The sequence below is a fragment of the Sedimentitalea sp. XS_ASV28 genome, from assembly GCF_041224545.1.
Taxonomy (GTDB): domain Bacteria; phylum Pseudomonadota; class Alphaproteobacteria; order Rhodobacterales; family Rhodobacteraceae; genus Sedimentitalea.
On record NZ_JBGFGP010000069.1, the window covers coordinates 31,634 to 46,414 of the forward strand.

General features: G+C 62.4%; 14 protein-coding genes. 10 read left to right on the plus strand and 4 right to left on the minus strand.

All coding sequences use genetic code 11. From position 1 onward, the window contains the following. Positions 1-220: 220 nt before the first annotated feature. The 3 genes from AB9K34_RS03220 to AB9K34_RS03230 all read left to right on the plus strand — a co-directional run bounded on the left by AB9K34_RS03220 (position 221) and on the right by AB9K34_RS03230 (position 1,517). Positions 221-427, plus strand: a complete 207-nt coding sequence (locus AB9K34_RS03220) for a cold-shock protein (RefSeq protein ID WP_369953007.1) — start codon at positions 221-223, stop codon at positions 425-427. 100 nt (positions 428-527) lie between these two features. Further along, positions 528-899: a hypothetical protein gene (locus AB9K34_RS03225; RefSeq protein ID WP_369953008.1), complete on the plus strand. Its 372-nt coding sequence runs from the start codon at positions 528-530 to the stop codon at positions 897-899. Positions 900-962: 63 nt separating this feature from the next. Continuing rightward, positions 963-1,517 carry a L,D-transpeptidase gene (locus AB9K34_RS03230; RefSeq protein WP_369953009.1) on the plus strand — a complete coding sequence of 185 codons (555 nt, stop codon included), beginning with the start codon at positions 963-965 and terminating at the stop codon, positions 1,515-1,517. 109 nt (positions 1,518-1,626) lie between these two features. Here the strand turns inward: AB9K34_RS03230 and AB9K34_RS03235 are convergent, their stop codons facing one another. Further along, positions 1,627-2,295 (minus strand): arylesterase, encoded by a 669-nt coding sequence (locus tag AB9K34_RS03235; RefSeq protein WP_369953010.1) that lies wholly within the window; start codon positions 2,293-2,295, stop codon positions 1,627-1,629. A gap of 26 nt (positions 2,296-2,321) precedes the next feature. On the opposite strand from AB9K34_RS03235, the gene AB9K34_RS03240 reads away from it, so the two are divergent. Both AB9K34_RS03240 and AB9K34_RS03245 read left to right on the plus strand, forming a co-directional pair. Beyond that, entirely contained in the window at positions 2,322-3,017 is a 696-nt protein-coding gene (locus tag AB9K34_RS03240; RefSeq protein WP_369953011.1) for an ABC transporter ATP-binding protein, read from the plus strand. Next, positions 3,014-5,542 (plus strand): ABC transporter permease, encoded by a 2,529-nt coding sequence (locus AB9K34_RS03245; RefSeq protein WP_369953012.1) that lies wholly within the window; start codon positions 3,014-3,016, stop codon positions 5,540-5,542. Before AB9K34_RS03240 ends, AB9K34_RS03245 begins: the two co-directional genes overlap by 4 nt. On the opposite strand, the gene AB9K34_RS03250 is transcribed toward AB9K34_RS03245, so the two are convergent. Continuing rightward, positions 5,543-5,989: an Rrf2 family transcriptional regulator gene (locus AB9K34_RS03250; protein ID WP_369953013.1), complete on the minus strand. Its 447-nt coding sequence runs from the start codon at positions 5,987-5,989 to the stop codon at positions 5,543-5,545. It abuts the gene before it with no gap. A gap of 93 nt (positions 5,990-6,082) precedes the next feature. On the opposite strand from AB9K34_RS03250, the gene AB9K34_RS03255 reads away from it, so the two are divergent. Continuing rightward, positions 6,083-6,661 carry a gamma-glutamylcyclotransferase family protein gene (locus AB9K34_RS03255; RefSeq protein ID WP_369953014.1) on the plus strand — a complete coding sequence of 193 codons (579 nt, stop codon included), beginning with the start codon at positions 6,083-6,085 and terminating at the stop codon, positions 6,659-6,661. Between the two features lie 77 nt (positions 6,662-6,738). Here the strand turns inward: AB9K34_RS03255 and gltX are convergent, their stop codons facing one another. Next, positions 6,739-8,064, minus strand: a complete 1,326-nt coding sequence (gene gltX / locus AB9K34_RS03260) for a glutamate--tRNA ligase (protein WP_369953015.1) — start codon at positions 8,062-8,064, stop codon at positions 6,739-6,741. A gap of 257 nt (positions 8,065-8,321) precedes the next feature. Between gltX and AB9K34_RS03265 the strand changes: the two genes are divergently transcribed. Together AB9K34_RS03265 and AB9K34_RS03270 are read left to right on the plus strand one after the other, a co-directional pair. Further along, complete coding sequence (locus AB9K34_RS03265; RefSeq protein ID WP_369953016.1) at positions 8,322-9,236, plus strand: MBL fold metallo-hydrolase; 915 nt, start codon at positions 8,322-8,324, stop codon at positions 9,234-9,236. Between the two features lie 81 nt (positions 9,237-9,317). Next, the gene (locus tag AB9K34_RS03270) at positions 9,318-9,710 is read left to right on the plus strand and encodes a metallopeptidase family protein (protein ID WP_369953017.1); all 393 of its coding nucleotides are present in this window, start codon (positions 9,318-9,320) and stop codon (positions 9,708-9,710) included. Here the strand turns inward: AB9K34_RS03270 and AB9K34_RS03275 are convergent, their stop codons facing one another. Continuing rightward, entirely contained in the window at positions 9,711-11,369 is a 1,659-nt protein-coding gene (locus tag AB9K34_RS03275; RefSeq protein ID WP_369953018.1) for an NAD+ synthase, read from the minus strand. A 213-nt stretch (positions 11,370-11,582) separates the two neighbouring features. Here AB9K34_RS03275 and AB9K34_RS03280 point away from each other — a divergent pair, with 213 nt between their 5' ends. Both AB9K34_RS03280 and AB9K34_RS03285 read left to right on the plus strand, forming a co-directional pair. Then, a complete protein-coding gene (locus AB9K34_RS03280) occupies positions 11,583-12,953 on the plus strand; it encodes an MORN repeat-containing protein (protein ID WP_369953046.1) in 1,371 nt (456 codons plus the stop codon). Between the two features lie 243 nt (positions 12,954-13,196). Continuing rightward, positions 13,197-14,771 carry a 2-isopropylmalate synthase gene (locus AB9K34_RS03285; RefSeq protein ID WP_369953019.1) on the plus strand — a complete coding sequence of 525 codons (1,575 nt, stop codon included), beginning with the start codon at positions 13,197-13,199 and terminating at the stop codon, positions 14,769-14,771. Positions 14,772-14,781 lie beyond the last annotated feature (10 nt).

Below are 14,781 nucleotides of genomic sequence, written 5' to 3' on the forward strand. Positions count from 1 at the left end.
AGCGCCCGCATCCACACAGACATTCCCCGCACCCAAATACCATTGGGCGCGACAAAATTGTCTTGCGCGGGAATGTGCGAAATGCGATAGCCCAAAGGGCTAACGTTATCTTTTTCGACCTACTGTCTCCTTTCCAAGGCCGGCCAGTCTTCGATCCAGACCAACCACGCCGGGCTGTCGCACTTCCGCGGACAGCAAACCAAAACAGGAGACCACGGATATGGCCACTGGCACCGTGAAATGGTTCAACTCAACCAAAGGCTACGGCTTTATTGCGCCCGATGGCGGCAGCAAGGACGTTTTCGTACACATTTCCGCCGTTGAGCGCGCAGGCCTCACCGGTCTGGCGGACAACCAGAAAGTGACGTTCGACATCGAAGCGGGCCGTGACGGTCGCGAAAGCGCGACCAACCTGGCGCTTGCCTGATCCCGGTCATTCACCGGACGGAATTTGAGAGAGGCGGGCTCGATGCCCGCCTTTTTTACATCGCTCGGAAACGAGTTCGCCCTGCTTCACAGTCAAAGACATGCACTGGATCGCTTTCCTCGCCCTCCCGCTGATCGCCGCCCTTGCCGCGCAATATACCAGCGTCACACAGACGCTGGGTGCCCATCCGTTCTGGGCCGATAAAGTCATCTGGATCGGCTTGCCGCTCGGTATCGCATTGGCGTGGTTCTCGGCTTTCCTACGACTCGGACAGGTAGCGACCACAGTGCTTTGCCTGCTGCTGGCAGGAACCTCGTTCATGCTTGCCCATGCCGCCAAGGAGGCCTTTGCAGCATCCTATGCAGAGAGCGCGTTCGCGGGCCGGTTCTGGTATTTCGGGTGGATTGCGACCTGTGCCTTCGTGGCCTCAGCGCTCGCAACAATAGGTCGTCCGACACCGCGAGAGCATTGACCTGACGTTCACAAATCCACGTATAAATGGTAATGTAAGCTGCGCCACGATCAGGGAACCGTCATGATTTCACGCCGAACCTTCATAGCAACCGCCGCGTCGGCGGCTGTCGTACCGGGCCTCGCATCCGCCCAGGGCGAAGCGTTTGATCCGACACCGCAATACGTCAGGATCAAGAAGGATTATCAACCCGGTCAGATGCTGATTCTTCCGCGTTCCTATTATCTCTACTTCGTGACCGAGCCGCGCAAGGCGATCCGCTATGGCGTCGGCGTCGGCAAGGCGGGGCTGGAATTTACCGGCACCGCAACGATCGACGTCAAGAAGGAATGGCCAAGCTGGCGCCCCACCGACGAGATGATCGAGCGCAGCCCAGAAACCTATGGCCGTTTCAAGGGCAACACATACGTGCAACCGGGCGGGCCGGACAATCCGCTCGGGGCACGGGCGCTCTACCTCTTCCAGAACGGCGTCGATACCTACTTCCGCATTCATGGCACCACCCAGCCCGAAACCATCGGTCAGTCGGCCTCCAACGGCTGCATCCGGATGCTGAACGAACACGTGATCGACCTTTACAATCGCGTTCCCATCGGCACGGTGGTCACCGTTCTCTGACCGACGTGGACACCGAAAGCGCCACACTGACAATCGCTGGCTCGCGGCGCGCCAAAACGCTGCGGCAGGCATCCTGATCCAGCCGGCGGATTGCGCCGCCCGGCATGGTCTATTGCGCTGCTTCGATCTGCTTGACCAGGTCCAGAACGCGCGGGCCGATCACCCCCACGATCATGCGCACGCCTTCGGGATTGGGATGGATCCCGTCCTCCTGCATGAATTTGCGCATTCCGGCGGGGTCGGATGTTTCACCGGCGATGCCGGCAAAGAAGTTCTCTTCATAAAGCGCACCATATTGCGCAGCGAGTTCCGGATAGAGCGCATCGAACGCCGCCTTGTACTCGGGCCCGTAGTTTCCCGGAGCCTGCATCCCGACGAGCAGGACATCGACATCGGCCTGCGATGCGGCTGCAAGGATCTTATCGAGGTTGCTGCGGCTGACCTCGGGCGCGATCCCGCGCAGCAGGTCATTGCCGCCAAGCGCCACGATCATGCCATCCACCTCGGGCGTCAACGTCCATGCGACACGCGCGGCGCCGCCCGCCGTGGTATCGCCCGACACGCCCGCATTGATCACGGTGACATCGGCACCCTGCCCACGCAACCAACCCTGCAATTGCGGCACGAAACCATCCTGCTGCAACAGCCCATACCCCTGTGTCAGACTGTCGCCCAGAGCGGCGATGGTCACCTGCTCTGCATTGGCGATCAGCCCGTAAACCGATAAAACAATGCCGCCCAACACCTTGCGCATTCCGTCAATCGCTCCATATGCCATCTGTCACACCTAATGAACCGGGGCCCATGTCCGAGCCGATCCTCTCCCTCAAAGATGCCTCTTTGTCGCTGAATGGCAATGCCGGGCCTGTCGATATCCTGCACTCCGTCACACTGGACGTGAACCGTGGCGAGACCTTGGGGCTGATCGGCCCGTCGGGCTCTGGCAAATCTTCGTTGCTGATGTTGATGGGCGGGCTGGAACAGGCCACATCCGGGTCGATCACCGCACTTGGCCATGACCTGACCGCAATGGACGAGGACGCGCTCGCCCGGTTCCGCCGCGATCACATGGGCGTGGTCTTTCAGTCCTTTCACCTCATCCCGACCATGACGGCGCTTGAAAACGTGGCCACGCCGCTGGAACTTGCCGGGGCAAGGGATGCGTTTGACCGGGCTGCCGCCGAACTGGAGACCGTGGGGCTGGCCCATCGTGCCAATCACTATCCGACACAGATGTCCGGTGGCGAACAGCAACGCGTGGCGCTGGCCCGCGCCTCGGCATCACGCCCGCACATCCTGCTGGCGGACGAGCCCACCGGCAACCTTGACGAGGCAAACGGCACCGCGATCATGGACCTGCTTTTCGGCCTGCGCGACCGGCATGGCGCGACGCTGGTTCTGGTCACCCATTCCAGCGAACTCGCCGCCCGCTGCGACCGGGTGATCCGCCTGCGCGACGGCACGATCGCACCGGAAATCGAACGTGAGGCGGCGGAATGAGTCTTCGCCTCGCGTCGCGCTTTGCCCGACGCGAATTGCGTGGCGGGCTGCGCGGGTTTCGCATCTTCCTCGCCTGCCTGACACTCGGCGTTGCCGCCATCGCCGCAATCGGCACGATCCGCGCATCGATCGAGTCCGGCCTGACCCGTGAAGGGGCGGCCTTGCTGGGCGGTGACGCCCAGATGAGGTTCACCTATCGCTTTGCATCCGAAAATGAACGCCTGTGGATGCGCGATACCGCCACGGAGATTTCGGAAATCGTCGATTTCCGCTCGATGGTCGTGGTCACGCGTGACGGCAAAACGGAACGCGGACTGACGCAGGTCAAGGCGGTCGATGACGCCTACCCGCTGATCGGCAAGGCACAGTTGGACCCGGACATGCCGCTGCACGAGGCGCTCAGGGGGCGTGATGGTCTGCCCGGCGCCGTGATGGACCGGGTCCTGATGGATCGCCTTGGTCTCATTTCCGGCGATACTTTCCGGCTGGGCACCCAGGATTTCATTCTGATGTCAACGCTGGTGCATGAACCTGACGGAGCCTCCGAGGGCTTTGGTCTCGGCCCCCGCACACTGGTCGCGACCACTGCATTGGCCGACTCCGGCCTGCTGTCGCCCGGATCGCTCTTTTCCACCAAATACCGCCTCACCCTCCCGCCGGACAGCAACCTTGACGGGCTGGCCGCCGAAGCGCGCGCACGGTTCGAAAACTCCGGGCTGCGCTGGTCCGATTCCCGCAACGGGGCGCCCGGCGTGGCCGAATTCGTGAACCGTCTCGGATCGTTTCTGGTTCTGGTCGGGTTGTCGGGGCTTGCGGTGGGGGGTGTCGGCGTGTCCGCCGCCGTGCGCGCCTATCTTGCGGACAAGACCAATGTCATCGCAATCCTGCGCACCCTTGGCGCGGACCGCGCAACGATCTTTCAGACCTATTTCCTGCAAATCGGCCTGCTCTCGCTGGCGGGTATTGTACTCGGCGTAATCCTCGGTGCAATGGTGCCAATTCTCGTCGCCCCATTGATCGAGGCACAACTCCCGATTCCGGCCGCCTTCACCATCTACCCCGCCCCGCTTGCCGAGGCAGCGATTTATGGTTTGCTTACGGCGCTGATCTTCACGCTCTGGCCGCTGGCGCGCACCGAAGACGTGCGCCCCGCGAGCCTGTTTCGCGATGCGCTCGCCGGCGCGCGCCTGATTCCACCTCTGCGCTACCTCGCCACCCTCGCGATCGGAATTGCCACGCTTGTCGGCCTTGCAACCTGGTTCAGCGGAACCGCGCGCCTGACCCTTTGGACCACCGGCGGTATCGCCTTTGCGCTCGCCCTGCTGGCAATCTCCGCTCTCGTCATTCGCGCCATTGCGCGACGGGGCGGCGCGCTCGCGCGCGGGCGCCCTGCCCTGCGATGGGCATTGTCGGCGATTTCCGGACCGGGCGAAGGCGCAACCTCGGTTGTCCTGTCTCTCGGCCTCGGCCTGTCGGTTCTCGCGGCAGTCGGTCAGATCGATGGCAACCTTCGCAACGCGATTTCCGGAAACCTGCCCGATATTGCACCCTCGTATTTCTTTGTGGACATCCAGCAGGATCAGATCGACGGCTTCACGCGGCGCCTGTCCACCGAACCTGCCGTCAGCCGGGTGGAAACCGCCCCGATGTTGCGCGGCATCGTGACCCGCATCAATGGTCGCCCCGCCCAGGACGTCGCCGGCGGTCACTGGGTCGTCGAAGGGGATCGCGGCCTGACCTATTCCGCCGAGATGCCGGCAAGCACGCGTCTGCTCGCCGGGAAATGGTGGCCCGCCGACTATGACGGCCCGCCGCTGATCAGCTTCGCCGCCGAAGAGGCCGCGGAACTGGGTCTCGACCTTGGCGACACGCTCACCATCAACATTCTGGGGCGCGACATAACCGCCACGATCGCCAGCTTTCGCGAAGTCGATTTTTCCACCGGCGGGCTGGGTTTCGTCATGTCGATGAATCCGTCTGCGCTGGCCGGCGCGCCGCACAGTTTCATCGCAACTGTCTATGCCGAGGACGCCGCCGAAAGCCGGATCCTGCGGGATCTGGCAAATGCCTATCCCAACATCACCGCCATCCGCGTGCGCGATGCCATCGACCGCGCCTCCGAGGTGCTTTCCGGGCTGGCCGCTGCCACCTCCTATGGCGCCGCAGCGACACTGCTGACCGGCTTTCTCGTGCTGATCGGAGCCGCCGCAGCCGGCGAACAGGCCCGCACATACGAGGCCGCCCTGCTCAAGACGCTCGGTGCCGCCCGCGCACGCATCCTGACCAGCTTCGCATTGCGCGCAGCCCTTCTGGGCGCCGCCGCAGGCAGCGTGGCGCTCATCGCGGGCATCGCTGGCGGCTGGGCCGTCAGCCACTTCATCATGGATACCGATTTCACCGTGATCTGGCCCTCCGCCCTGGGCATCGTGGCCGGAGGCATCCTGGCAACATTGCTCGCCGGGCTGGGCTTTTCGTGGCGTCCGCTGGCCAGCCGCCCCGCGCGCGTTCTTCGCGGACGCGAATGATCAGCGCGTGCAGGCAACCGGTTGCAAGATCCGCAACAGCTCGGTGTTCTCACATACCAGCGCATCCAGCGTGATATCGTCGAGGCTCGCGTAGAACGCGGATACCGCATCCATCAGCGCCAGACGCAACCGGCAGGACGCAACAAACGGGCAGCTGTTATCCGCATCCGCGAAACATTCCGTGATCGGCGGCTTGCCCTCGACGTCCCGAAAGACATCGCCGATCCGGATGGTCGCCGGTGCACGCGCCAGCGCCATGCCCCCATTTCGTCCGCGCTGCGTTCGCAAATAGCCCAGTTGGCTCAACTGGTTGATCACCTGCGCCAGATGGTTCTCGGACACGTTGCAACACTCCGCGATCTCCGCCTTGGTGACGAGCCGACCGCCATTGGCCGCGCAATACATCAGCAACCGCACCGCGATATTGGTTCTCTTGGTGATTCTCACGCCCATGCTCCCCGCATCGTTCGCATTGCAACTTGTCGCACATCGCGCGAAAAAGCGGTTTGACATACATCAATAGCGACAGCGCAGGCACGCATGACAGCGGACCCTTACTTTTTCGGCTACGGCAGCCTCGTGAACCGCGCGACCCACGACTTCACGAATCCGCAACCGGCGCAGCTGACCGGCTGGTGCCGTGCCTGGCGGCACACCGATCTGCGCCCGGCGGCCTTCCTCACCGTGGTACCCGCGCCGGACACCACGATCGACGGATTGATCGCCCATGTGCCGAATGGCGACTGGCAGGCCCTGGATCAGCGCGAATGGGCCTATGATCGCATACCGGCAACCGCGTCCGTGACCCATCCGGTAACCAAACCCGTCGAGATCGCGGTCTACAGCGTGCCGCTGACGCGCCACACCACGCCGACAGACCGCCACCCGATCCTGCTCAGCTATCTCGACGTGGTGATTCAGGGCTACCTGAGGGAATTCGGGACAGGCGGCGCCGACCGCTTCTTTCAGACGACACAGGGCTGGGAGACACCGATCCTCGATGACCGCAACGCCCCGCGCTATCCACGCCACCAGCAACTGACCGCGCAACAGATCGCCTATGTCGACGACCGGCTCGCCGCAATGAAGGCCCGCATCGTGACCACATCGGGCCGCTGATCCGCCACCGCTTCAGCTTTGGCAAAATACTCCCGCCGGAGGCTCCCGCAGTTTCCACGGGCGCCGACGTCTTTTGTTCAGGCGCGCGCGCGCACGACCTGCATCAGCGGCATCAGCGCCGCCATTTCCGGTCCGCGCTCCAACCCGGTCACCGCCTTGCGCAGGGGCATGAACAGCCCCTTCCCCTTGCGCCCGGTCGCCGCCTTGACCGCATCGGTCCAAGTCTTCCAGGTCTCGCCGTCATAGGGCGCATCCGGCAACAGCGACATCGCCTCTGCGACAAATGCGCGGTCTTCCTCGGCGATCAACGGCTCGGCGCCGTCCCGGCACAGGATCCACCAAGGCTCAAGATCGCCCAGCGTCGTTATGTTGTCGCGCGCCATCAGCCAGAAAGCCTCGGCAAGGTCATCGGGCACGCCCGCCGCCGAGACCGCGTCACGCACCTCCGACAGCGGCAGGCCCTGCAGGTAGTGACCGGTCAGCGGAAACAGATCATCCACATCGAACTTGGTCGGCGCACTGCCGAAGCGCGAGATGTCAAACCCATCGACCAACTCGTCGATGCTGCCGCGCAATTCCACCGGATCGCTCGACCCCAGCCGCGCCAGCAGGCTCAGAAGTGCCATCGGCTGCACCCCGCGTTCGCGCAGGTCACGCAGCGCCAATGTTCCCAACCGCTTGCTCAGCGCCTCGCCCTGCGGACCGGTCAGCAGCGAATGATGGGCAAAGCGCGGCGGTTCGAAACCAAGCGCGTGCATGATCTGGATCTGTGTCGCGGTATTGGTCACGTGATCCGAGCCCCGCACCACGTCGGTCACGCCCATCTCGGTGTCATCGACCACCGACGCAATCGTATAGAGCACCTGCCCGTCGCCCCGGATCAGGACCGGATCGCTGACGCTGGCGGCGTCGATCGAGATGTCGCCAAGGATACCGTCGGCCCACTCGATCCGTTCGTGGTCAAGCTTGAAGCGCCAGACACCATCCCCGCGCTCGGCGCGCAGCGCGTCCTTTTCTGCATCGCTCAGGCTCAGAGCCGCGCGATCGTAGACCGGCGGCTTCCCCATGTTCAGCTGTTTCTTGCGCTTTAGGTCAAGTTCGGTCGGTGTCTCGAAGGCCTCGTAAAAGCGTCCCATCTCGCGCAACCGATCGGCGGCCTCTGCATAGCGGTCCAACCGCGCGGATTGCCGCTCGATACGATCCCAATGCAGGCCGAGCCAGTCCAGATCTTCCTTGATCGCATCCACATAGGATTCCCTGGAGCGGTCGGGATCGGTGTCGTCGATGCGCAGAATGAACGTGCCACCCGCCTTGCGCGCGATCATGTAGTTCATCAGCGCCGTGCGCAGGTTTCCGACATGGATATAGCCGGTAGGCGAAGGGGCAAAACGGGTGGTTGTCATCGGTATCTCCTGTTCGGCGATCTGTTGTCACAGGGATGCGCCTTTGTCCAGCCAGAGCGCCATACCCGGCACCGCGGCACGGCTCGGCACAAGCGAAGAAATCGCTCGCATGATCATTGGTTGACCGTCCGTCATGCGTGGCCATGACGAAATTCATCACATCTCGGTGCGCGCCGCTCAAGGGGGCGAACAACACGTGGCCAAAGGGCGAAACAGTTCTATCATGAACATGATGCCCGAACACAGGAGACCGCCCGATGACCAGACTCACCCGTCGCGCCGCATTGGCAGGGGCTGCTGCCCTGCCGTTCGCCGCCGCCGCTGTCCGCACCCATGCCGCCGCCCCGATGATGGGCGCGTCAAATCCGCCCTACAACCGTTTCAGGCTGGGAGAGTTCGACGTCACAACGATTCTCGCCGGCACCCGCACGGTCGGGGACCCGCAGAACATATTCGGCATGAACGTGTCTCCCGAAGCGTTCAAAGAGGTCTCGGACGCGGCCCATATACCGACGGACCAGGCGCAGTTCTTTTTCACCCCCACCATCGTCAACACCGGAGCCGAGCTTGTGCTGTTCGATACCGGTCTGTCGGCAGAGGGCACCACCGCTGCGCTGGCTGCCGCCGGATACACACCCGACATGATCGATGTCGTGGTCATCACGCATATGCATGGCGACCATATCGGCGGCGTGACGAATGGCGACGCGCCCACCTTTCCCAATGCCCGCTATGTCACCGGATCGGCCGAGTTCGACGCCTGGAGCGCCATGGGCAACGACACGTTCGATGCCAAGATGAAACCTCTGGCCGAGCAAACCACGTTCATCCCGGGCGGGGCCGACGTGACAGGCGGCATCACCGCGATGGAGGCTTTCGGTCACACGCCGGGGCACATGGCCTACCTGCTGGACAGTGGCGGCAGCCAATTGCTGATCGGTGCCGATTTCACCAATCACTATGTCTGGTCGCTCGCCTATCCCGATTGGGAAGTGAAATTCGACATGGACAAGGAAATGGCCGCCCGGACCCGGCGCAAGATTCTCGGGATGCTGGCCACCGACGGGCTCCCCATGATCGGCTATCATATGCCATGGCCGGCGGTCGGCTATGTCGAAACACGTGGCGATGGATTTCATTATGTACCCCACAGCTATCAACTGATGTTGTAACCATGCGCAGAGCGTGCCCTGCCCTCACCGAAACGCGCTCGGCATCTTCAAGTCGTGGCGGGCCTGCGTCATAAGACGCGCATGCCCGAGTCCCCATCCCTTGATGAGTTCGAAACCATGGCCCGCCACACGATCAGCACGCTGCCCGAGCCGTTTCGCGGCCCGGCGCGTGACGTGGCGGTTTGCGTTGCCGACTGGCCGTCACGACAGATGCTGCACGAGCTCGGGATAAGCGACCCCTTGCACCTGACCGGGCTGTATGACGGCACACCGATGACACTGAAATCGGTCTGGGATCAGCCGGAGCAGCCCGATACGGTGTGGCTGTTCCGCGAGCCGATCCTCGCGGAATGGCGCGCACGGCGCGGTGTTGCCCTCGCGGATCTGATCGCGCATGTCACGATCCATGAATTTGCACACCATTTCGGCTGGTCCGACGACGACATCGCACGGATCGACCGTTGGTGGGAATGATCAGCTTGGGTCGCGCCAGCGATTGACGATCGGATAGCGCCGGTCAAGCCAGAACGCCGCCTTGGTCAGACGCGGCCCGGGAGCCGACTGAAACCGCTTGTATTCGCTCATGTAGATCAGCCGCTCGACCTTTTGCGCGGTTGCCCGGTCAAACCCTGCTGCAACGCAATCCGCAATCGACCCGTCCTTGTCCACAAGGATCTCCAGCATCGCATCAAGCGCCGGATAGTCCGGCAGGCTGTCGCTGTCTTTCTGGTCTTCCCGCAGTTCCGCAGACGGTGGCTTGTCGATCACGTTGGGGCGGATCACCTCGCCCGCGGGCCCCATCATCCAGTCGCGATGGTTGGCATTTCGCCAGCGGCAGGTCTCGAATACCCGCGTCTTGTAGAGATCCTTGATCGGATTATAGCCACCTGCCATGTCCCCGTAGATGGTGGCATATCCCACCGCGACCTCGGATTTGTTGCCGGTGGTCAGCAACATCTCGCCGAACTTGTTGCTCATCGCCATCAGGAGCAGCCCGCGCAGCCGCGACTGGATGTTTTCTTCGGTCAGCCCCGGCTCGGTGCCCGCAAAGAGCGGCGCAAGCGTCCGGGTGATCGCGGCGCGCCCCTCGCTGATCGGGATGTAATCGTAATGGCATCCGAGCGCCTCGGCGACGGCCTCGGCATCGGCAAGGCTTTCATCGCTGGTGTATTCCGAGGGCAGCATCACGCATCGCACGTTCTCCGGCCCCAGCGCATCCGCCGCTATGGTGGCGACGATGGCGCTGTCAACGCCTCCTGACAGACCGAGCAGGACCCTGGAAAAACCCGACTTTGCCATGTAATCGCGCAATCCCGTCACCATCACGCGATAATCCTGTTCATATGCGTCGGGATGGGAATGCTCGACACCGGGCAGGATGCGCCAACCGGTGTCGCCGCGCTCAAGGTCCAGATGCTGGATCGCCTCGTCAAACAGCGGCATTTGCAGGGCGAGTGCGCCACCAGGGTTCAGCGCGAAACTGCCTCCGTCAAAGACCTGGTCATCCTGCCCGCCCACCATGTTGAGATAGATCAATGGCAAGCCGGTTTCGACAACCCGTGCCACCATATGGTTCAGCCGGGTTTCGAATTTGTCGCGGTAATAGGGCGATCCGTTGGGGATCAGCAGGAAATCCGCCCCGGTCTCGGCCAGCGTTTCCGCCACGTCCTCGTGCCACGCATCCTCGCAAATGGGTGATCCGATGCGCACGTCGCCCACCGCATAAGGCCCGCCAAGCGGCCCGGTATCGAAAATGCGCATCTCATCGAATACGGTTTCATTCGGCAGGTGGTGCTTGAACACCGTGCTGACAATCTGCCCGCCCCTGAGGATCATGTAGCAGTTATAAAGCTCCGTCCCTTCGAGCCACGGACCACCGATGGCCATCGCCGGCCCGTCAGCACAATCGGCAGCCAGCTTGCGAACCGCGTCAATCGCTGCCGTGTGAAAGGCCGGCTTCATCACAAGGTCCTGCGCATTATAGCCGGTGATGAACATTTCCGGCAGCGCCACGAGGTCCGCATCGGCTTTGCGCCCCTGCTCCCACGCGGCGCGGGCCTTGTCCGCGTTGCCGGTCAGATCACCGACAACCGGGTTGAGTTGCGCCAGAGTTATGCGAAATCGGTCAGCCATGCTGCCCCCGTACCCAGAACCATCCCCTGCCATTTAGCAGATCACCGCCCGAGTAAAAGAGAGCAGGGCAAAAGACATTGCTCAATCCGGCACGCTCGCATAATTTCGCACCACAGGGCGCAGAAGCCGCCAGAACATCGGGCAACAGGGCATCTCATGACAGTTCCAACCGTACTTCGCCGACTCTCAGCGACCACATCCGTATTGCTGGTCATGTCCGTTGCCGGCCCGGCGCTGGCACAGACCGAACAGATCCTGACCAAGCAGGACGATATCGGCGGCGTCTACGAAGGCACGTTTCGCGGCGGGCTGCAACATGGCACCGGCACCTACACCCTGCCCAATGGTTACGAATACAGCGGCGACTGGGTGGATGGCGAGATCACCGGCAACGGTGTCGCAAAGTTCCCCAACGGCTCGGTCTACGAAGGTGAGTTCGCCAAGGGAAAGCCCCAGGGCAAGGGCAAGATCGTCTTTGCCGATGGCGGCACCTACGAGGGGGAATGGGCCGATGGCAAGATCAATGGTCGCGGGGTCGCGACCTATGCGAACGGCGTGCGCTACGAAGGCGAGTTCAAGGACGCGCAGCATCACGGCACCGGCACGATGCAGGACCCGGATGGATACGAATATGTCGGAGACTGGGTGGAGGGCGTCAAACAGGGCAAGGCCGTCATCACCTATGCGGATGGCGCGGTCTATGACGGAGAGCTTGTTGCCGGCAAACGGTCTGGCAAGGGCAAACTGACGCTGACGGACGGGCTGGTTTACGAAGGCGAGTGGAAGAACGGACAATTCGACGGCACGGGCACGCTCGTGCAACCCAACGGTGATACATATACCGGCCAGTTCGTCGGTGGACGCCGGCAGGGCAAGGGGCGCGTCGACTATGCCAACGGTGACAGCTACGAGGGCGATTTTACCGAGGATCACCGTGACGGGACAGGTACGTTCACAGGCTCGGACGGGTATGTCTATTCCGGCACCTGGGTGGCCGGCAAGATCGCTGGCAACGGAAGGGTGACCTATCCGGACGGATCGATCTATGTCGGCGAGTTCAGCGACGATCTCGCGAATGGCGCCGGCAAGATCACCTATCCGGACGGGGCGTCTTACGAGGGCAACTGGGTCGCCGGGGTCATCGAGGGCACAGGCACCGCAACCTACCCCAACGGCGTTGTCTATGAGGGCGAATTCAGAAACGCGCAGAATCACGGCAAGGGCGTCATGACCTATTCGGACGGCTATCGCTATGAAGGTGACTGGGTGGATGGCCAGCGGCAGGGCAGCGGCAAGGCGACCTATGCGGACGGATCCGTTTACGAAGGCACATTCGACAAGGGCGCACGCCACGGCACCGGCAAGATCGTGATGCAGAACGGTTTTATCTACGAAGGCGAATGGACTGCGGGCAAGATCACCGGCAACGGGCGCGCAACCTATTCCAACGGTGACGTCTACGAAGGTGAATTCCTGGAAGGCAAACGGCATGGCGAGGGGACAATGCGCTATGCCAGCGGTCAGCAGGAAAGCGGCGAATGGGCAAACGGCGCGCTGAAACCGGAACCCGCGGCGCAGGAGTGACGCGGCAGGTCGCAGGCGGTCACGACCAACGGCACAAAAACGGCCTTTTCATTTCCGACCGGGCGGATATAACCTTTGGCCATGACACATGACGCACATATCCGTTTCGCAGCCGTCTCTGGCGGCGCGGCGCTGTGCGGCCTACTGATCCTAAAGCGCCTCTGAGCGTGCCAACCGGCGCGCCCGCTCAGAGGATGCAGCCTGCGCGCCATTGGCTTTAGGACAGATACGAAAGAACCCGACATGACACAGACAACTGACAAAGATCGCGTCTTGATCTTCGACACCACGTTGCGCGATGGCGAACAGAGCCCCGGCGCGACGATGACCCACACGGAAAAGCTCGAAATCGCCAGCCTGCTCGACGAGATGGGCGTAGATATCATCGAGGCCGGGTTTCCCATCGCCTCCGAAGGCGACTTCAAGGCGGTCAGCGAAATTGCCGCGAATTCCCGTAACAGCGTGATTTGCGGCCTCGCCCGCGCCAATATCGGCGATATCGACCGCTGCTGGGAGGCGGTCAGAAACGCCGCGCAGCCACGTATCCACACCTTCATCGGCACGTCACCGCTGCACCGCGCGATCCCGAATCTCACACAGGATGAAATGGCCGATCGGATCCATGAAACCGTGACCCATGCGCGCAATCTCTGTGACAATGTGCAATGGTCACCGATGGACGCCACCCGCACCGAATGGGATTACCTCAAGCGCGTTGTCGAGATCGCGATCAAGGCCGGCGCCAGCACGATCAACATTCCGGACACCGTGGGGTATACCGCCCCGGTCGAGAGCGCCGATCTGATCAAGCGGCTGATCGCCGAGGTACCCGGTGCCGACACGGTGGTCTTTGCCACCCATTGCCACAACGACCTTGGCATGGCGACCGCCAACAGCCTTGCAGCCGTCGCAGGCGGCGCCCGCCAGATCGAGTGCACGATCAACGGCCTCGGCGAACGGGCTGGCAACACCGCCCTTGAAGAAGTGGTGATGGCATTGAAAGTGCGCCACGACATCATGCCCTGGCACACCGGCATCGACACCTCCAGGATCATGAATATCAGCCGCCGGGTCGCCACGGTCAGCGGTTTTCCGGTGCAGTATAACAAGGCCATCGTCGGCAAGAACGCCTTTGCGCATGAATCCGGTATCCACCAGGATGGAATGCTCAAGAATCCCGAGAATTTCGAGATCATGCGCCCCGAGGATGTGGGCTTGACCGCATCCAACCTCGTCATGGGCAAGCATTCAGGCCGCGCCGCGCTGCGCGACAAGCTCGAACAACTTGGCTTTGAGATCGGCGACAACCAGCTCAAGGATTTGTTCGTGCGGTTCAAGGAACTGGCCGACCGCAAGAAAGAAGTGTTCGACGATGACATCGTCGCGCTGATGCGGGCAGGCGAAGATCCCGAAAACGACCATCTACAAATCGTGTCGATGAAGGTGGTCTGTGGCACAGGCGGCCCGGCGGAGGCCACGATAGAGATGGAAATCGACGGCAAGGATTCGATCGCGACCGCACATGGCGATGGTCCGGTCGATGCGTCGTTCAAAGCCATTCGCGAGCTTTACCCGAATGCCGCGCATCTGCAGCTTTATCAGGTGCACGCGGTCACCGCGGGCACCGATGCGCAGGCAACCGTCTCCGTTCGGCTGGAAGAAGACGGGATGATCTCGACCGGGCAGTCGGCCAACACCGACACCGTGGTCGCCAGCGCCAAGGCCTATGTCAATGCGCTCAACCGGCTGATCACCCGGCGTGAAAAATCCGCCCCGGGCAGCGATGTCCGCGAGATCAGCTACAAGGACGTGTCCTGACGAAAGGCGT

Bases quoted from the DNA above. Each gene is read 5' to 3' on its own strand.
- AB9K34_RS03255 (WP_369953014.1), top strand. From the start codon at position 6,083: ATGACAGCGGACCCTTACTTTTTCGGCTACGGCAGCCTCGTGAACCGC.
- AB9K34_RS03275 (WP_369953018.1), bottom strand. From the start codon at position 11,369: ATGGCTGACCGATTTCGCATAACTCTGGCGCAACTCAACCCGGTTGTC.
- AB9K34_RS03225 (WP_369953008.1), top strand. From the start codon at position 528: ATGCACTGGATCGCTTTCCTCGCCCTCCCGCTGATCGCCGCCCTTGCC.
- AB9K34_RS03230 (WP_369953009.1), top strand. From the start codon at position 963: ATGATTTCACGCCGAACCTTCATAGCAACCGCCGCGTCGGCGGCTGTC.
- gltX (WP_369953015.1), bottom strand. From the start codon at position 8,064: ATGACAACCACCCGTTTTGCCCCTTCGCCTACCGGCTATATCCATGTC.
- AB9K34_RS03245 (WP_369953012.1), top strand. From the start codon at position 3,014: ATGAGTCTTCGCCTCGCGTCGCGCTTTGCCCGACGCGAATTGCGTGGC.
- AB9K34_RS03265 (WP_369953016.1), top strand. From the start codon at position 8,322: ATGACCAGACTCACCCGTCGCGCCGCATTGGCAGGGGCTGCTGCCCTG.
- AB9K34_RS03285 (WP_369953019.1), top strand. From the start codon at position 13,197: ATGACACAGACAACTGACAAAGATCGCGTCTTGATCTTCGACACCACG.
- AB9K34_RS03280 (WP_369953046.1), top strand. From the start codon at position 11,583: ATGTCCGTTGCCGGCCCGGCGCTGGCACAGACCGAACAGATCCTGACC.
- AB9K34_RS03270 (WP_369953017.1), top strand. From the start codon at position 9,318: ATGCCCGAGTCCCCATCCCTTGATGAGTTCGAAACCATGGCCCGCCAC.
- AB9K34_RS03235 (WP_369953010.1), bottom strand. From the start codon at position 2,295: ATGGCATATGGAGCGATTGACGGAATGCGCAAGGTGTTGGGCGGCATT.
- AB9K34_RS03240 (WP_369953011.1), top strand. From the start codon at position 2,322: ATGTCCGAGCCGATCCTCTCCCTCAAAGATGCCTCTTTGTCGCTGAAT.
- AB9K34_RS03220 (WP_369953007.1), top strand. From the start codon at position 221: ATGGCCACTGGCACCGTGAAATGGTTCAACTCAACCAAAGGCTACGGC.